General features: G+C 61.8%; 17 protein-coding genes. 13 read left to right on the forward strand and 4 right to left on the reverse strand.

The features are described from left to right. Window positions 1-342 precede the first annotated feature (342 nt). From KOL99_RS02035 to KOL99_RS02055, 5 genes are all read left to right on the forward strand, one after another. Window positions 343-585, forward strand: a complete 243-nt coding sequence (locus tag KOL99_RS02035; RefSeq protein ID WP_216508834.1) for an AtpZ/AtpI family protein — start codon at window positions 343-345, stop codon at window positions 583-585. After that, window positions 557-943 (forward strand): ATP synthase subunit I, encoded by a 387-nt coding sequence (locus KOL99_RS02040; protein WP_216508835.1) that lies wholly within the window; start codon window positions 557-559, stop codon window positions 941-943. The genes KOL99_RS02035 and KOL99_RS02040 overlap by 29 nt, the downstream gene beginning before the upstream one ends. 4 nt (window positions 944-947) lie before the next feature. Beyond that, window positions 948-1,637: a F0F1 ATP synthase subunit A gene (atpB, locus tag KOL99_RS02045; RefSeq protein WP_199391133.1), complete on the forward strand. Its 690-nt coding sequence runs from the start codon at window positions 948-950 to the stop codon at window positions 1,635-1,637. A gap of 143 nt (window positions 1,638-1,780) precedes the next feature. Further along, window positions 1,781-2,056 carry an ATP synthase F0 subunit C gene (atpE, locus tag KOL99_RS02050; RefSeq protein ID WP_199391134.1) on the forward strand — a complete coding sequence of 92 codons (276 nt, stop codon included), beginning with the start codon at window positions 1,781-1,783 and terminating at the stop codon, window positions 2,054-2,056. A gap of 236 nt (window positions 2,057-2,292) precedes the next feature. After that, on the forward strand, window positions 2,293-3,009 hold the full coding sequence (locus tag KOL99_RS02055; RefSeq protein WP_216508836.1) for a phosphatase: 717 nt from the start codon (window positions 2,293-2,295) through the stop codon (window positions 3,007-3,009). A gap of 137 nt (window positions 3,010-3,146) precedes the next feature. Here the strand turns inward: KOL99_RS02055 and KOL99_RS02060 are convergent, their stop codons facing one another. Beyond that, complete coding sequence (locus KOL99_RS02060) at window positions 3,147-4,061, reverse strand: EamA family transporter (protein ID WP_216508837.1); 915 nt, start codon at window positions 4,059-4,061, stop codon at window positions 3,147-3,149. A 75-nt stretch (window positions 4,062-4,136) separates the two neighbouring features. Next, a complete protein-coding gene (locus KOL99_RS02065) occupies window positions 4,137-5,717 on the reverse strand; it encodes a peptide chain release factor 3 (protein WP_407931842.1) in 1,581 nt (526 codons plus the stop codon). Between the two features lie 132 nt (window positions 5,718-5,849). On the opposite strand from KOL99_RS02065, the gene KOL99_RS02070 reads away from it, so the two are divergent. From KOL99_RS02070 to KOL99_RS02080, 3 genes are all read left to right on the forward strand, one after another. Continuing rightward, complete coding sequence (locus tag KOL99_RS02070; protein ID WP_216508839.1) at window positions 5,850-6,560, forward strand: PilZ domain-containing protein; 711 nt, start codon at window positions 5,850-5,852, stop codon at window positions 6,558-6,560. A gap of 3 nt (window positions 6,561-6,563) precedes the next feature. Further along, window positions 6,564-7,352 carry a TatD family hydrolase gene (locus KOL99_RS02075; protein ID WP_216508840.1) on the forward strand — a complete coding sequence of 263 codons (789 nt, stop codon included), beginning with the start codon at window positions 6,564-6,566 and terminating at the stop codon, window positions 7,350-7,352. Window positions 7,353-7,449: 97 nt separating this feature from the next. Next, window positions 7,450-7,947, forward strand: a complete 498-nt coding sequence (locus KOL99_RS02080; RefSeq protein ID WP_216508841.1) for a ferritin-like domain-containing protein — start codon at window positions 7,450-7,452, stop codon at window positions 7,945-7,947. Window positions 7,948-8,243: 296 nt separating this feature from the next. Here KOL99_RS02080 and KOL99_RS02085 read toward each other — a convergent pair whose 3' ends face one another. Both KOL99_RS02085 and KOL99_RS02090 read right to left on the reverse strand, forming a co-directional pair. Further along, window positions 8,244-9,032, reverse strand: a complete 789-nt coding sequence (locus KOL99_RS02085; RefSeq protein ID WP_216508842.1) for a lytic transglycosylase domain-containing protein — start codon at window positions 9,030-9,032, stop codon at window positions 8,244-8,246. Between the two features lie 11 nt (window positions 9,033-9,043). Further along, on the reverse strand, window positions 9,044-10,450 hold the full coding sequence (locus KOL99_RS02090) for a sigma-54-dependent transcriptional regulator (RefSeq protein ID WP_216508843.1): 1,407 nt from the start codon (window positions 10,448-10,450) through the stop codon (window positions 9,044-9,046). Between the two features lie 317 nt (window positions 10,451-10,767). On the opposite strand from KOL99_RS02090, the gene KOL99_RS02095 reads away from it, so the two are divergent. The 5 genes from KOL99_RS02095 to KOL99_RS02115 are packed head-to-tail and all read left to right on the forward strand — an operon-like array spanning window position 10,768 to window position 16,006. After that, complete coding sequence (locus KOL99_RS02095; protein WP_216508844.1) at window positions 10,768-11,265, forward strand: chemotaxis protein CheW; 498 nt, start codon at window positions 10,768-10,770, stop codon at window positions 11,263-11,265. Between the two features lie 42 nt (window positions 11,266-11,307). Further along, window positions 11,308-13,134, forward strand: a complete 1,827-nt coding sequence (locus KOL99_RS02100; RefSeq protein WP_216508845.1) for a chemotaxis protein CheA — start codon at window positions 11,308-11,310, stop codon at window positions 13,132-13,134. 10 nt (window positions 13,135-13,144) lie between these two features. Next, window positions 13,145-14,017, forward strand: coding sequence for a CheR family methyltransferase (locus KOL99_RS02105; protein WP_216508846.1), 873 nt, complete (start codon window positions 13,145-13,147; stop codon window positions 14,015-14,017). Between the two features lie 10 nt (window positions 14,018-14,027). Then, entirely contained in the window at window positions 14,028-14,939 is a 912-nt protein-coding gene (locus KOL99_RS02110; protein ID WP_216508847.1) for an HDOD domain-containing protein, read from the forward strand. Beyond that, a complete protein-coding gene (locus KOL99_RS02115; RefSeq protein WP_216508848.1) occupies window positions 14,936-16,006 on the forward strand; it encodes a protein-glutamate methylesterase/protein-glutamine glutaminase in 1,071 nt (356 codons plus the stop codon). The genes KOL99_RS02110 and KOL99_RS02115 overlap by 4 nt, the downstream gene beginning before the upstream one ends. The last annotated feature ends 2 nt before the right edge of the window (window positions 16,007-16,008 follow it).

The following is a 16,008-nucleotide window of genomic DNA, read 5'->3' on the forward strand; positions in this document are numbered from 1 at the left end:
TTCGACTCTGGTTCAGAAAACGTTTCAGCTGGGACAACAAAATTGGCTCATTCTACTTAACGCTAACTGATGACGCAACGAACTTTTACACGGCCGGGACAGAAAAGTGCGGCCGCGCCCCCGCGTCAAACTGCCCACGAAGCTTGTTGGCAGCGGCAGCACGCTACTGTTACAATGATCGGGACGGGTATGGCAAAGCCGGCCCGGCGACGGGATGCCGCGATAAATCGTTATTTTTGTTAAGGCGCGTCTTGGAAATTAATTGACATTAGCACCGTTGGCGTGCTATTTAGCCTTGGTTTTCTACCCGTGATTTGTATACGGGAAAGAGGACACACCATCATGGATGAGGAAAAAAAGAACCTGCTCAGGACACTGGGCATGATCTCCACCATGGGGATCTCCTTCGCGGTGGCCATTGCCATCGGCGTGTTTGTCGGGTTGAAACTGGACCACTGGCTCGGGACCGACCCCTGGTTTTTCTTCATCTTCTTGTTCTTCGGCATTGCGGCAGGTTTCCGCAACATCTTCATATTAGCGGGCAAAGAACTGCGCGATGGCGGAGACAAGGATAAACGAGAGTAACATCTTCTCCTGGCTGGTCCGGGGGAGCCTGCTGCTGAGCGCCGTACTCGGCGCGGCGGGCGCGCTGCTGTTCTCCCCGAGGTTCGGCGCATCGCTGTTCGTTGGGGGGATGCTGGCCCTGGCCAACTTCTTCTGGATCCGGGCCGGGCTGGAAGCGGCGCTCAGGCTGCAGCCGCGCAACGCATCGCGCTTCGCGATCATGCGCTACGTGTTACGGCTGGCCATCATGGCGGCTTTTTTGTACCTCTTGATCGTAGTCCTCAAGGCCGACATCTTCGGCCTGGTGATCGGGCTCTCGGTCCTCGTTCTCAACATAATTGCTTTTTCGATATATCTGTCGACCCGCAAAGGAGGCTAGTTGCATGGTTCATCCCTTTTTGTTCCTTCAGTTTTTCCGTGAGTTGCTGCACCCCCTCGGTTTCTCCGAGGCCAGCGCTGACGCCGTCGTTTATACCTGGCTGATCATGATCGGCCTGGTGCTCTTCTCCATCGTGGCCACCAAGAGGCTGCAGGCCGTTCCGTCCGGCGCGCAGAACTTCATGGAAGTCATCGTGGGCGGCATCGAGAACATGCTGGTTGAGACCATGGGCGAGCACGGCCGTCCGTTCTTCCCGCTGGTCGCGACCCTGGCGCTGTTCATCCTGGTTTCCAACCTGATCGGCCTGATCCCGGGCTTCTTCCCGCCGACCGCGAACATCAACACCACCGCGGCCTGCGCGGTCGTCGTCTTCATCACCACCCACATCGTGGGGGTGAAGGAGCACGGCGCCGGCTACATCAAGCACTTCCTGGGCCCCATCGCCTGGCTCGCTCCGATGATGTTCTTCATCGAGGTGATCGGCCACCTGAGCCGCGTGATCTCCCTGACCCTGCGTCTCTTCGGCAACATGAACGGCCACGAGCTGGTCCTGATCATCTTCTTCGGCCTGGCCCCCTTCATGGTGCCGCTGCCGATGATGCTGATGGGCGTGCTCGTTTCCTTCATCCAGGCCTTCGTGTTCATGCTCCTGGCCATGATCTACATCCAGGGCTCGCTGGAGCACGCGCACTAAAACCAGAAGCCGTTGAGAACCGGTTCTATGTTCTACGTTCTACGTTAGAGCCAGACCGACGCCTCTCAACGTAGAACTCAGAACGTAGAAAACACTTTAATTCCTATACTATTTAGGAAAAATACGCAGCAAAGGAGAAACAAATGGAATTCTTTACTATGTGTGTACTCGCAGCAGGCATCGGCATGGCTCTCGGCACCCTCGGCACCGGCATCGGTCAGGGTCTGGCAGTCAAGAGCGCAGTTGAAGGCGTTTCCCGTAACCCGGGCGCTTCCGGCAAAATCCTCACCACCATGATGATCGGTCTGGCGATGATCGAGTCCCTGGCAATCTACGCCCTCGTTGTTTGCCTCATCATCCTCTTCGCTAACCCGTACAAAGAAGTTGCAATGAGCGCTATCAAGGCTGTTGCGAAGTAATTAGTTTCTTCAAGAAACGCGAAAAGGGCGTGCCGCAAGGTACGCCCTTTTTTGTGCCTGCAGCAAAAGGCAAAGCGTAACCACAGAGGGCACAGAGGGCAACTGAGGTCCCGGAGGCACGCCTTTTCAAAGTTAGAACCAAATGGTCCTGCCCCACGCCCTCCGGGAGAGGGTTCGGGAGATGCACGGCTGCCGTCGCCTTGACATTTACTTTCCGCTATGAAATAGTCCAGGCCATGAAAATCATAGCCGACATGCACACTCACACCCTCGCCTCGGGGCACGCTTACTCCACCATCAACGAACTGGCCAATGCCGCCGCCCAAGCGGGATTGCGCGGGCTCGGCATCACCGACCACGGCCCGGGACTTCCCGGCGGTCCGCACCGCTACCACTTCTGCGCCATGCGCTTCGTCCCCGCGACCATCGCCGGCGTCAGGATCTTCCGCGGCGTCGAGGCCAATATCCTCGACCACGCCGGACGGCTCGACCTGGAGCAGGATGTCCTGGAAAGCCTCGACTACGTCATGGCTGGCTTCCACGAGGACTGCGGCATCTGCGGCCAGGACCGGGACCGCAACACCAGGACCCTGCTGGCCGTCATGGAAAACCCACTTGTCAAATGCATTTCCCACCCGGGAAACCCGATCTTCCCGCTCCACTACGAAGAGGTGGTCATGGGTGCGCTCGCCACCGACACCGCGCTGGAGCTGAACAACTCCTCGCTCGCCGCGGTGAGCCGCAAGGGGAGCAACGACAACTGCGCCGAGATCGCCCGCCTGTGCGCCAGGATCGGGGCGCGGGTCATGATCGGAAGCGACGCGCACATCTGCCAGGGGGTCGGGATGTTCGACCAGGCGCTGCAACTGGCGGCTGAGGCGGGGATCGCGGAGACGCAGGTGGTGAATGCTTCCTGGGAGAGGCTGCTGGATTTTCTGGGGATCTGCGAGTAGCAAGGGTGCCGGCGGGAGGAGACGCGGAAACGACGGGCGAATGATTATTCGCCCCTACAGGGCCTGCCGGACCACGGCATCGATAGAGACGGGATGAACAAACAACAAGGGGCGCCGGTGACGGCGCCCCTTATTGTTTATACGGCTCTCTTGCCGGACATGGAGTAGGCAAGGACGGCGAGGCCGGCGAAGAGGAGGGGGATACCGGCAAGGGCCGCCGGGGTCAGGCGCTCGCCCAGAAAGAGGATCCCCAACAGGGCGGCGACCAGAGGCTCGGCCAGCGAAAGGGTGACGGCCGAGGCCACCGGGATGCTGCGCAGCCCCATGGCGAAAAGGCAGTACGACAGGGCGGTGATGACAACGCCGAGGTACAACACCACCATGGTGCCGCGGGGAGTGGCCACCCAGGTAATGTCGGTCAGGAAAAGTACCGGCAGGAGCAGGAAGGCACCCAGGCAAAAGACGACGGCCATGACCGCTTCCGAGCTTCGCCCGGGAAGGAGCACCTTGATGGCCATGGTGTAGCAGGCATAGGAGGTGCCTGCGCCAAGGGCCAGCAGGATGCCAAGAACATCAACAGCGATGCCACCGCCACCGGTCACGAGCAGGCTGCAGCCGGCCAAGGCAAGCACGGTGGCGATCCCCCAGGCTCGTCCGGGGCGTTCTCCCCTTACGACGAACCCGAGGACACCGGCGATAACGGGGGAACTGCCGATGGCGACCAGGGTGCCGACGGCGACGCCGGTCCGGTGCACGGCGGTGAAGAAGGTCAATTGGTAGATGGCGACGAAACCGCCGGCGGCGAGGGTGCCCCAAAAGGGCCAGCGCCCTTTGCCGAGGCCGCCCTTCAACAAGGCGAGGACCATGAGGGCTGCGCCTCCCACCAGGAGGCGAAAGGCACCGACGCTCCAGGGGCTGACGCCGCCGGGAGCAAGGGCCTGGGCGGTGCCGGATGAGCCCCAGAGGGTGGCGGCGGCAAGGACGAGCAGGGCGCCGCCTGCGGCGCTCGTGTTTCCCGGGACGGCGGCGGTGGATTCGGATGTGGTGGGCATGGTCGGGCTTTCTGTTAAGTCTGGCCGGCAGGAGTGGTCCGACCGGTCAGACGGTGGACGGGATCGACGGCTACTCTAGCTGTGTTCGCGGGTGGCGTGGAAGCTTAACTCCTTCCAGTTCTCCATGGTGTTGTCCAGGCGCCACTGGCTCCCCGCCAGGTAGGCGAGGTTCCCTTCACCGTCCAGGTAGAGGTTCATCGCCTCTTTCTTCTGGAACTCGTCCAGCTTCTTGCGGTCGCCGGTGACCCAGCGCGCGGTGACGTAGGAAACGGGCTCGTAGGCGGCCTTGACGCCGTACTCGTGCTCCAGGCGGTGCATGACCACGTCGAACTGCAGCATGCCGACCGCTCCTACGATCCAGTCCGCCCCCATGAGCGGGCGGAATACCTGGGTGGTCCCCTCCTCGGCGAGCTGCACCAGACCCTTCTCCAGCGACTTGGACTTGAGCGGGTTGAGGATGCGCACCTTGCGAAAGTGCTCCGGCGCGAAGTTCGGGATGCCGGTATATTTAAGATCTTCGCCCTGGGTGAAGGTATCGCCGATCTTGATGGTGCCGTGGTTGTGGATGCCGATGATGTCGCCCGCGTAGGCCTCGTCAACGTTGGTGCGGTCCTGGGCCATGAAGATGGTGGCGTTGGAGATCTGCATCTCGCGGCCAAGCCTCAGGTGTTTCACCTTCATGCCGCGCACGAACTTGCCGGAGCAGATGCGGAAGAAGGCGATGCGGTCGCGGTGCGCGGGATCCATGTTCGCCTGGATCTTGAAGGTGAAGCCGGTGAAGGGCTCCTCGTAGGGATCCACCGTGCGGCTGACGGTCTCGCGCGGCAGCGGCGACGGTGCGTTCTCCACGAAGGAGTCCAAGAGCTGCTGCACCCCGAAGGTGTTGATGGCGGAACCGAAGAAGACCGGGGTCTGCTTGCCGGCAAGGTAGGCCTCGGCGTCGAACGGATGTGCCGCGCCTTCCAGGAGCTCGACGTCGTTACGCAGCTCTTCGACCTGGCTGCCGAGGAGTTCGTCCAGGAGGGGATCGTCGAGTCCCTTGACCGTGACGACCTGCCCTACCCCGCGATCCGCCTCGGGATCGTAGAAGGTGATCTCCTTGGTGTAGAGGTGGTAGGTGCCGCGGAAACGCTTGCCCATGCCGATGGGCCAGGTCATGGGGGCGCACTGGATGTTGAGGGTGCTCTCGATGTCGTCGAGGAGGTCAAGCGGCTCGCGACCCTCACGGTCCAGCTTGTTGATGAAGGTCATGATCGGCGTGTGGCGCAGCCGGCAGACCTCCAGGAGCTTCTTGGTCTGGCTCTCGACACCCTTGACCGAGTCGATAACCATCAGGACAGAGTCGACCGCGGTTAAGGTTCTGTAGGTATCTTCCGAAAAGTCATTATGACCGGGGGTATCGAGGAGGTTGATCTCGAAGTCGCGATAGGTGAACTTCATCACGGAGGAGGTGACCGAGATGCCGCGCTGTTTCTCCATCTCCATCCAGTCGCTGGTGGCATGGCGCGCCGACTTCCTGGCCCTGACCTCGCCCGCCTGCTGGATCGCGCCGCCGAAGAGCAGCAGCTTCTCGGTTATGGTAGTCTTACCGGCGTCGGGGTGACTGATGATGGCGAAGGTGCGACGTTTCTCTATTTCTTCTTCGTTGAACCGCATCAACTGGAACTCCCGTTAAAATTGTCTGGACAAAAGAAAGGCGAAGAGGGTATCTTCGCCGGATCACGACAGAAGAGCATAATTGCACAGCAACCCCCTAAAGGGCAATAATTTTTTTCCGGTGGGCCGTCCATGAACGACATCTATCAGCGCCTTCAAGTTGCCGGCGAAGCACAGGATCAGACCGAGATCATCGCGACCCTGGCTGCGATAAAAACCGGGAAGCTGAAAAACGACCTGAGGCTGCTCAACTTCTACCGTGAGGTCCCCGTAAGCTACGGCGCCGAGGTGCTCACCGTGGAGGAACACGACGCCGAGCTGCAGGTGAACCAGATCCAGGCCGTCGTGATCGCCCACGAAAAGGTGACGGTCCTGAAAAGCAGCCATTTCCGCAGGGATGTAGCCGCGACGGCGACCTACGTCAACGTGGAGAAGTCGCGGGTGGTGCTGTCGAACCTGGGCTACGCCCTGGTGCGCGCCGACCGGCGCATGTCGGTGCGGGTCCAGCTCGGATCCGCCATCGATGCCACCTTCGCCGCCCCGGAACTGGACCAGGTGCACGGTCGCCTGCACGACATGTCGCTCACCGGCATGTCCATCAACGTGGCGCGGGATCCGGGCCTGCCGGTCAGCCAGAAGGGCGAGCTCAGGATCGCTATCCCCGCCGGATCGATCACGGTCACGGCATCCCTCTTGAAAGTGTTCCATCTCGAGGAGGGCTTCCGGCTGGTCTTCGAGATCGAGCCGTCGCGCGCTGCGGAACTGAGCATTTCTCAATACATCTTTCAGCGCCAGGTGGAAATCATCAAGGAACTCAAGGACCACCCCGGCGTAGCCGCCTAGCACATGCTTTTTGACAGCCACTGTCACCTGGATGACCCGCAGCTCCTGCCCCGACTGGGCACGCTCATCCCGGAGGCGGAGGCGGCCGGTGTCGCCGCCTTCCTGGTACCGGGGGTGCATCCCTCCGCGTGGCAGCGCATCCAGTCGCTTTGCACGAGCCATCCCCGCATCTTTCCCGCCTACGGCGTCCACCCCATGCACGCCGACCTCGTCACCCCCTCGACACTGTCCGCCTTGACCACCCATGCGGCTTCGGCCTGCGCCATAGGCGAGATCGGGCTCGACTATCTGCTCCCCTCACCTTCCCGGGAACTGCAGCGGCAAGCTTTCGCGGCGCAGCTGCGGATCGCGGTAGAGGCCGGGCTGCCGGTACTGCTCCATTGCCGCAAGGCCTTCGATGACCTGGTTGCCGTGCTCCGCGACGTTGGCGTCGCCCGCGCCGGCGGCGTGATGCACTCCTTCTCCGGGAGCGTGGAGACGGCCGAGATCTGCCTGAAGCTCGGGCTGCACATCTCGCTCTCCGGAACGGTCACCTACGCCAACGCCCGTCGCCCGGTGGAGGTCGCCAAGGCGGTTCCGCTGGAGCGGCTGCTGCTGGAGACGGACGCACCCGACCTGGCGCCGGAGCCGCACCGGGGCAGCGTCAACGTTCCGGCATATCTGCTGGCCACGGCACGCCGTGTGGCCGACATCCGCGAGATCGCGCTGGACGACCTCGCCCGCAGCACCTTCGACAACGCCGTCCGGCTCTTCAACCTCGACCGGTGCTTGGAATCCCACCCGACGCATTAGACTGTTTTCATTGCGATTTCAGTTATTTGACCTCCTTCCCGGCTTCGATATACTCTTTGCCAGGCAATTCCCATTGAACCGTTACGGAGGTGCAGCCATGTTCAAGGAGTACACACTGCAGGAAGCACTCAAACTGGCCATCAAGACCGAGAAGGAGAGCATGGACTTCTACCGTCGGGCGGGGTCCGTGAGCAGGGATGAGAGATCGAAAAAGGTGTTCGACCTCTTGGCCAACGAGGAGGCCGGTCACCTGCGCGCCTTCTTCGACCATTACCGCGGCGGCGACCTGGGGGACATCGACAGCTACCTGGCGTCGCCACCGGACAAGCAGTCGGCCACGCATCAGGCGCTCGAGCAGGCCATCGCCGCCGAGAGCCACGAACAGAAGGCGCTGGAGATCGCCCTCAAAGAGGAGAAGGCCTGCATCGACTTCTACACCATCCTGGTGAAAGACGTTGTGGACCCGCTGGTGCGCCGCGTCTTCGAGACGGTGATCAGGGAGACCCAGGGGCACTACGACATGATCGAGGACGAGTACATGCGCATCATGACCATGGTGCACAGCTCGGATCAGAACATTTATGTGAGGGAATAACTGGGGGAAGGCGCCCGAAGGGCGCCGGTCCACACGGCGGCGACAACGGCCGAGGGAACGACTTTTTGTGGACCCGGTGGACAAAAGTGGACTCAGGGGACCCGGTGGACTCAGGGGACCCGGTGGACTCAGGGGACCCGGTGGACTCAGGGGACCCGGTGGACTCAGGGGACCCGGTGGACTCAGGGGACCCGGTGGACGGGCTACCGCGAAGAACCACAATTGAAAAGCCTCCGCACCTTTTGGTGCGGAGGCTTTTGTTTTCTGGGGTGCTCAACCTTGACCAGTACCTGCCTCTACGCCAGGTACTGGGCGTAGTAACCTTTGACCTTGGCCAGATAACTCCTGGTCTCGCGGGGGAGAACGTCGGTGCCGTGACGGTCGACGTTGCCCGGGCCCCAGTTGTAGGCGGCCAATGCCTCGTCGACGTTGCCGTTGTAACGCCGCAACATGTCCTTCAAAAACCTGGTGCCGGCCATGATGTTCTGCTCGGGATCGAAGGAATCGGTGACGCCAAGCCCGCGCGCGGTGGCGGGCATCAACTGCATCAAGCCCTGGGCGCCGGCGGAACTCACGGCATTCGGGTTGAAATTGCTCTCGGCCTTGATGACGGCCCTGATCAACCCGCTGTCCACGCCGTAACGCTGGCTGGCCCGCTGGATGATGGCGTCGGTACTGCCGTCGTCGGCAACTCCCGGGACCGTCGGCAGTTGGCCGGCCTGGAAATGCGCCTGCTGCGCCTGGAAGGCGGCCTCGACCCCTTGGTCAGCCGCAGCTTCGCGTGTTTCGGCCACCGCGCTCCCCCCGGACGGGAGCTGCTCGAGAAACCGGTTCAACAGGCCCTGCACATTGACACTGGGATTGGACGCCGGCGACGCGGCCGCGTCACCACCACCGATTGCCAGCGCGGAACTGAGCATCTTCAGCCTCAGCGCCTCGGCCGCGGCCTGCGGCGTCACCTGGATGCGTGCGCCGCCTTTATCCAGCATCTCCTGGAAGGGCACTGCCGGCGCACCGGAGGAGGGAGCGTTTTTCTTGACCCCTTCGACGCTCCCGGGTGCCATGGTTATCGGATTGATCGACATATACCTCCCCTCTACGGGGAAAGCGTAGTCTCCCCGTAAACCAGTTTCTTCTTCTTCAACTTCTCGATGAGCGTGGTCCGCTTCAGGTTCAGAAGCTCGGCGGCCTCTTTCTTGTTGCCGCCGCTTTTCTCGAGGGCCTGCATGATCAGCCGGTTCTCGAACTCCTCCACGGCGCTGTTCAGGCAGAAACCGTCGTCGGGAAGGTTGATCATGTGCTCGCCGTGCACCACCGGGGTGCTGCGGCCGCCGCGGTACTTCTCGGGAAGGTCGTGGATGTTGATCACGCCGCTCCCCTTGATGATCACCAGGCGCTCCACCAGGTTCTCCAGCTCGCGCACGTTGCCGGGCCAGTCGTAGCCTCCCAGCACCTCCATGACCTGCTTGTCAAACCCCTGGACCTTGCGCTGCTTGCTCCGGTTGAACTTCTCCAGAAAGCTGTTCAAGAGCAGCGGAATGTCCGCCCCGCGCTCGCGCAGGGGGGGGAGCATGATCGGGATCACGGACAGCCGGTAATACAGGTCCTCGCGGAACTCCTTGGAAGCCACCATCCCGTCCAGGTTCTGGTTGGTGGCGGCGATGATCCTGACGTCGACCTTCTTGGAGCGGGTGGAACCAACCGGCTCCAACTCCCGGCTCTGCAGCACGCGCAGGAGTTTCACCTGCAGGTTCGCCTTCATGTCCCCGATCTCGTCGAGGAAGAGGGTCCCCTTGTCTGCCATCTCGAAGCGCCCGACGCGGGTGGCAACGGCGCCGGTGAAGGAGCCCTTGACGTGGCCGAAGAGCTCGCTTTCCAAAAGCTCGTCCGGAATGGCCGCGCAGTTGAGCGCCACGAAGTTCTTCTCGGAACGGTTGGAGAGGTCGTGGATGGCGCGCGCCACCAGCTCCTTGCCGGTCCCTGACTCACCCTGGATCAGCACGGTGGAGTCGGAGGTGGCCACCTTCTCGATCATCTCGAAAAGCGAAAGCATCTTTTCGCTTTCCCCGATGATGTTGTTCAAAAGCGCCCTGTTCTTTATGCAAGGCTTGGACCGGAAACTCTTGCTCTGCAGCGCCTGGTGCTCCAGGCCACGCTTGACGTGGGTTTCCAGCTCTTCGAGGTTGAAGGGTTTTTCCAGATAGAAGAACGCCCCCGCCTTCAGGAGATTGGCGGTCATCTCGTTGTTGGCGAAGGCGCTGTAGGCTATGGTGACTATCTCCGGGCGGAGCGACTTGAGCTGCCGAATGAACTCCAGACCGTTCACCCGCGGCATCATGATATCGGTGATGACCATCTGCACGTCGTGCATCTCGATCTTCTGCAGGGCGTCCTGCCCGTCGAAGGCCTGGTAGACCTGATACCCTTTGTAGCTCAGGAAGGCGGCCACGAAGTCCCGCGTCTTCTTGTCATCGTCTGCGATCAGTATTTTCGGCGTTTCCATCGTTTCCCCGATTTCGGTTAAAGTTGCTGAGATTTCAGCCGATACAAAAACGGTCAACGTCCGAAACTATAGCGAGTTATTTCGGTAATGTCAATTAAATGACTTGACCTAAATATGAAGCCTGTCAATTTTTTGCCCGCCCCACCGAAACCACCCCCGCCGCGGGGTCTCGAGCCGCCCTGAGCGGCATTTCGCACGCTGGCCGGGATCTTGCGTTAGAGGAAAAAAATATTCAACCTTTGTGCTACCCCGCCGATTAGGGAGCAATAGGGCTGGCGCGACGCGTCGGCCCCGATTACACCGTAGAGGGAGGGTCCATGGAGACCGCACTCGCCAAGGTAAAGAGCGAAGAGTACGGGGGGGAGTTGATCCAGCTGGTCAGCTTCAACCTCGAGAAAGAAGAGTACGGCATCAACGTTCTGATGGTGCGCGAGATCATCCGGATGCTCAACATCACCCGGGTGCCCAACACCCCCCACTACGTCGAGGGGGTCATCAACCTGCGCGGCAAGGTGATACCGATCATCAACCTGCGCAAGAAGTTCGACCTGATGGACGCCGAATACGACAAGCGGACCCGCATCATGGTGATGGAGGTGGTGGGCGAGCTGATGGGGTTCATCGTCGACGAGGTGTCCGAGGTGATCCGCATCTCCGAGAAGGAAATCCAGCCGCCCCCCCCGGTGGTCTCCAGCGGCATCGAGCAGGAGTGCATGGCCGGCGTCATCAACCAGGCCGAACGGCTTCTGGTCCTGCTTGACCTGGAGAAGATGTTCTCCGCCGACGAAAGAAGGCTGTTCAGCAACGTAGCGTAAGGCACCAACAGGGGGAAACGGTCCCCCTTTCCGGAGCACAACATGGCCATAGACTGCGAAGATCAGGAGCTATTGGACGGCTTTCTAGCCGAGACCACCGAGCTCCTGGAAAAACTTGACGACGACCTGATCTCTCTTGAAAAGAGCCCGGAAGACGCCGACCTCATGAACCGGATCTTCCGGTCCATCCATACGGTCAAGGGGGCTTCCAGCTTCCTGGGCTTCGACATGCTCGTCAAGGTCACGCACAAGACCGAGGACGTCCTGAACCGCCTGCGCAAGGTGGAACTGACGCTCACCCCGGAGATCATGGACGTGATCCTCGAGGCGGTCGACCTCGTGAAGACCCTGGTGGCCGACATCAAGGGGGGCGATATCGTCGAGAGGGACCTGGAGGGGACCATAGCCAAGCTGATCCCGTTCCTCTCCGAGAACGCGGTGGAAGCGACCGTGCTCGCTCCCGTCTTCGCCCCCAAGGAGGAGAAGGCGGCCGCCCCTGCGCAAGCGCCGGCGGAAGCCGCTGCTGCCGAGGCCCAAGCAGCGCCCGCCACCCCCCAGGAGGCCAAGGCAGAGGCCAAGTCAGAGCCCGCGCCCTCCCAGCAGGTGGCACCCGCGCCGCAGCCCAAGCCCCAGCCGGTGAAGGAACCGCAAAAGGCCCCGGCCAAGGGTGGCGGCGAGGACCTCGCCGACAACTCGACGGTCAGGGTGGACGTGAAGCGCCTCGACGACCTGATGAACCAGGTCGGCGAGCTGGTGCTGGAGCGTAACCGCATGATCCAGCTGCACAGCGACTACCAGGCCGGCCTGAGCCCCGCCGACTTCGGCGACGATTTCGGCAAGCTCTCCAAGCGGCTCAACTTCGTCACCTCGGAACTGCAGATGCAGGTCCTCAAGATGCGCATGCTCCCGGTGGAGAAGGTATTCAAGAAGTTCCCGCGCATCGTCAGGAACCTGGCGCGCGACCTCGGCAAGGAGGTCGACCTGGTCATCTACGGCGAGGAGACGGAACTTGACCGCTCCGTCGTCGACGAGATCGGCGATCCGTTGATCCACCTGATCAGGAACGCCCTGGACCACGGCCTGGAGACCCCTGAGCAGCGCCTGGCCGCCGGCAAGGACCGGACCGGCACCGTGGTACTCTCCGCCGCCCACGAGGGGAACCAGATCGTCATCAGCATCAAGGACAACGGCCGGGGCATCGACCCGGACAAGATCGCCAAGAAGGCGCTGGACAAGGGGCTGGTCACCGACGAGCAGGTCGCCGCCATGGGGACCCGCGAAATCCTCGACCTGATCTTCCTCCCCGGCTTCTCCACCAAGGAGCAGACCACCGACCTCTCCGGCCGCGGCGTCGGCATGGACGTGGTGCGCACCAACATCAGGAAGCTCAACGGCATCATCGAGATCAAGAACGAGGTGGGGCAGGGCAGCGAGTTCATCCTGAAGTTGCCGCTCACCCTGGCCATCATCCAGTCGCTCCTGGTCGAGGTCGAGAAGGAGGTCTACTCGATCCCGCTGGCATCGGTCATCGAGACCATGCGCGTCAGCAAGAAGGAATTCCACATGATCGGCGGGCAGGAGGTGCTGAAACTGAGAGACTCGGTGCTTCCGCTGCTCAGGCTGCAGCAGACCTTCGGCTGCCAGGAAGTCTACACCGACCGTGACACCTGCTACGTGGTCATCGTGGGGGTTGCGGAGAAGAGGATCGGCCTGATCGTCACCAGGCTGCTCGGGCAACAGGAGGTTGCCATCAAGTCGCTGGGCAAGTTCCTGTCCAACCTCCCGGGGATCGGCGGTTCTACGATCATGGGAGACGGCAGGGTGGCGTTAATTGTGGATCCGATCGGACTGGTCGGTGGGGCAGCCTGAGGGGACGATAATGGCATTAGACATGAAACCATTTGACGCTAAAAGCGCCCCGAAGATTTCCGACAAGGATTTCGAGCAGCTTCGGGACTATATATACAACGTCTGCGGCATCTACTTCCACAGCAGCAAGAAGTACTTCCTGGAAAGCCGCCTGGCGCGCAGGATGGAAGGGACCGGCTGCAAGACCCACGCGGACTACTACCAGTTCGTGCGCAGCCCGGCCACCGGCAGGACCGAATTGACCAAGCTCCTCGACGAGATAACCACCAACGAGACCTGCTTCTTCAGGAACATGCCCCAGCTGAACGCGCTGGAGAACAAGTTCCTCCCGGAGATCATCGGCACCAAGGGAAAGATCGGCTTCAAGAAGCTGCGCATCTGGAGCGCCGGTTCCTCGTCCGGGGAAGAGGCCTATACCATGGCCATGATCCTCCTGGAGAAGCGCGCCACGCTCCTGAAGGACTGGATCATCGAGATCATCGGGACCGACATCAACGAGACCGTGCTGGCCCAGGCGCGCGAGGGGGTCTACAACAGCTACTCGGTGCGCAACACCCCGGACTACTACCTCAAGAAGTATTTCAAGGAGGAGGCCCCGGGGCGGTTCGTGCTTTCCCCCGAGGTCAAGAAACTGGCCACCTTCAACCAGTTGAACCTCTACGACGACAACAAGATGCTCTTCATGAAGAGCTTCGACTTCATCTTCTGCGCCAACGTGCTCATCTACTTCGACACCTCCTCGAAAAGCAAGGTAGTGCAGCACTTCTACAACAACCTGCAGCCGTATGGCTACTTCTTCGTGGGGCAGTCCGAGTCGCTGCATGGGGTGAACGATAAATTCAAGACCGTGCACTTCCCCGGCGGGTTCACCTACAACAAGTGAGGACGATGCAATGGATAAAGCAGCCATGATGCAGACTGCCCAGGAGATGGTCGAGAGCTTCGTTGACCTTCCCACCATCCCGCACGTGGCCACCCGGGTGATCGAGCTTCTGGACCGCCCCGGCGTCGAACTGGACGAGGTGGCCGACATGATTCTCGCCGACCAGGTCCTGGCGGCCCGGGTCATCAAGATGGTCAACTCGCCGCTGTACAAGCCGGCCAACGAGATAAAGTCCGTGAAAAGGGCCCTGATCTACCTGGGCTTCCGCCACATCCGCGAGCTGGCCTTCACCTGCTCCTTCGTCGACGTCTTCGAGGGGCGGGACGGCATCTTCGACGTCAGGACTTTCTGGGAGCACTCCTTCGGCGTCGGCGTGGTCTCCAAGATCATCGCCCAGCGGGTGCGCTACCCCGACACGGAAAAGGCCTACCTGGTCGGGATCGTGCACGACATCGGCGAGGTGTTCCTCTCCTACTACCGCCAGGACGCCTTCCGCGCCCTGCTCGAGTCGGTGAAGGGACAACCCTTCCGGCTGGTGGAAAAGGAGGCCGAGTACCTGGGCACCTCGCACAGCGAGATCGGCCTCTGCATCGCCCGCAAGTGGAACTTCCCGGCCGACTACTGCGAGGTGATCGGGCTGCACCACGACCCCGAGCAGGCGGTCCTCGACCCGACGCTCTGCGCCATCGTCAACCTGGCCGACCTGTTCTGCTCCGTGCGCCAACTCGACTACGGCGGGAGCTCCTGGGTCACCTTCAACCTCGCCGAGGAGAAGGCCTGGGCCATCCTCAGGTCCTACGCGCCCAACCTCGCCGACCTCGACGTGGAGCGCTTCTGCTACGAACTGGACGACCGCGTCCCCGAGATCCAGGACATGGTCAAATCGATCTTCCAAGGCATAGGAGCCAAAGAACCGTCATGATCCCCGCAACCTCGAGCAAACTGAAGGTACTGATCGTCGACGACTCCTCCTTCATGAGGATGGCGATCCGCGGCATCCTCACCAAGGCCCCCGGCGTGGAGATCGTCGGCATCGCGGCCGACGGCATGGAGGGGGTGGAAAAGGCCCTGGCGCTCAAGCCGGACCTGATCACCATGGATGTCGAGATGCCGCGCATGGACGGCATCGCCGCGCTGAAGCAGATCATGGCCAAGCAGCCCACCCGGGTGCTCATGGTCTCGACCCTCACCTGCGAGGGGGCGCGCGCCACCTTCGAGGCGCTCGAGGCGGGCGCCATCGACTACGTCCCGAAAAACGTCAGCGACTGCAAGGACGCCCAGGCCATGTTCCAGGCGGCGCTCCTCGAGAAGGTACGCGAGGCTTCGGTCTCCGCCATACCCAGGCGCGCCGGCCTCGGGATTGCGCCGCGCGTGGCGCCTGCGCCCCAGGTGCGTCCTTCCCAGTTCGCCAACCGTCGCGTCGGCTACGTCGGCATCGGCGCCTCCACCGGCGGTCCCGTGGCGCTCCAGGAAGTGCTCTCGCGCATCCCGGTCAATTTCCCGCACGGCATCGTGGTGGCCATCCACATGCCCAAGGCCTTCACCGGCCCCTACGCCGAAAGGCTCAACGCCAAGTGTTCGTTATCGATCAGGGAAGCGGTCGACGGGGACATCGTCAAGGGGGGGCAGGTGCTGATCGCTCCGGGGGGGATGCACACCACCCTGGTGAAACAGGGGAGCAACGTCGTGGTGCGCGTCCAGCCGACCAGCGACTTCCCCCAGTACATCTACATCCCTTCGGTGGACCAGATGATCACCTCCATGGCCGACGCCAGTAACGGCGCCATGCTGGGGGTCATCCTGACCGGGATGGGGAACGACGGGTTCAAGGGGATGAAGCACCTGAAGGAAAAGGGGGGGCTCACCCTGGTGCAGAACGAGGCGACCTCCACCATCTACGGCATGCCGCGCGCCTGCATCGACGGCAAGGTCGCCGACGTGGTGCTGCCGCTGGACCAGATCGGTTTCGAGATCGGCAAGATCGGCTAGAG

The organism is Geomonas azotofigens (assembly GCF_018919395.1).
Lineage (GTDB): Bacteria > Desulfobacterota > Desulfuromonadia > Geobacterales > Geobacteraceae > Geomonas > Geomonas azotofigens.

Excerpts from the sequence above, each read along its gene's own strand:
- atpB (WP_199391133.1), top strand. The coding sequence starts at position 948 with ATGGTTCATCCCTTTTTGTTCCTTCAGTTTTTCCGTGAGTTGCTGCAC.
- KOL99_RS02110 (WP_216508847.1), top strand. The coding sequence starts at position 14,028 with ATGGATAAAGCAGCCATGATGCAGACTGCCCAGGAGATGGTCGAGAGC.
- KOL99_RS02085 (WP_216508842.1), bottom strand. The coding sequence starts at position 9,032 with ATGTCGATCAATCCGATAACCATGGCACCCGGGAGCGTCGAAGGGGTC.
- KOL99_RS02090 (WP_216508843.1), bottom strand. The coding sequence starts at position 10,450 with ATGGAAACGCCGAAAATACTGATCGCAGACGATGACAAGAAGACGCGG.
- KOL99_RS02065 (WP_407931842.1), bottom strand. The coding sequence starts at position 5,717 with ATGCGGTTCAACGAAGAAGAAATAGAGAAACGTCGCACCTTCGCCATC.
- KOL99_RS02080 (WP_216508841.1), top strand. The coding sequence starts at position 7,450 with ATGTTCAAGGAGTACACACTGCAGGAAGCACTCAAACTGGCCATCAAG.
- KOL99_RS02105 (WP_216508846.1), top strand. The coding sequence starts at position 13,145 with ATGGCATTAGACATGAAACCATTTGACGCTAAAAGCGCCCCGAAGATT.
- KOL99_RS02035 (WP_216508834.1), top strand. The coding sequence starts at position 343 with ATGGATGAGGAAAAAAAGAACCTGCTCAGGACACTGGGCATGATCTCC.
- KOL99_RS02100 (WP_216508845.1), top strand. The coding sequence starts at position 11,308 with ATGGCCATAGACTGCGAAGATCAGGAGCTATTGGACGGCTTTCTAGCC.
- KOL99_RS02060 (WP_216508837.1), bottom strand. The coding sequence starts at position 4,061 with ATGCCCACCACATCCGAATCCACCGCCGCCGTCCCGGGAAACACGAGC.
- KOL99_RS02095 (WP_216508844.1), top strand. The coding sequence starts at position 10,768 with ATGGAGACCGCACTCGCCAAGGTAAAGAGCGAAGAGTACGGGGGGGAG.
- KOL99_RS02040 (WP_216508835.1), top strand. The coding sequence starts at position 557 with ATGGCGGAGACAAGGATAAACGAGAGTAACATCTTCTCCTGGCTGGTC.
- KOL99_RS02055 (WP_216508836.1), top strand. The coding sequence starts at position 2,293 with ATGAAAATCATAGCCGACATGCACACTCACACCCTCGCCTCGGGGCAC.
- KOL99_RS02070 (WP_216508839.1), top strand. The coding sequence starts at position 5,850 with ATGAACGACATCTATCAGCGCCTTCAAGTTGCCGGCGAAGCACAGGAT.
- atpE (WP_199391134.1), top strand. The coding sequence starts at position 1,781 with ATGGAATTCTTTACTATGTGTGTACTCGCAGCAGGCATCGGCATGGCT.
- KOL99_RS02075 (WP_216508840.1), top strand. The coding sequence starts at position 6,564 with ATGCTTTTTGACAGCCACTGTCACCTGGATGACCCGCAGCTCCTGCCC.
- KOL99_RS02115 (WP_216508848.1), top strand. The coding sequence starts at position 14,936 with ATGATCCCCGCAACCTCGAGCAAACTGAAGGTACTGATCGTCGACGAC.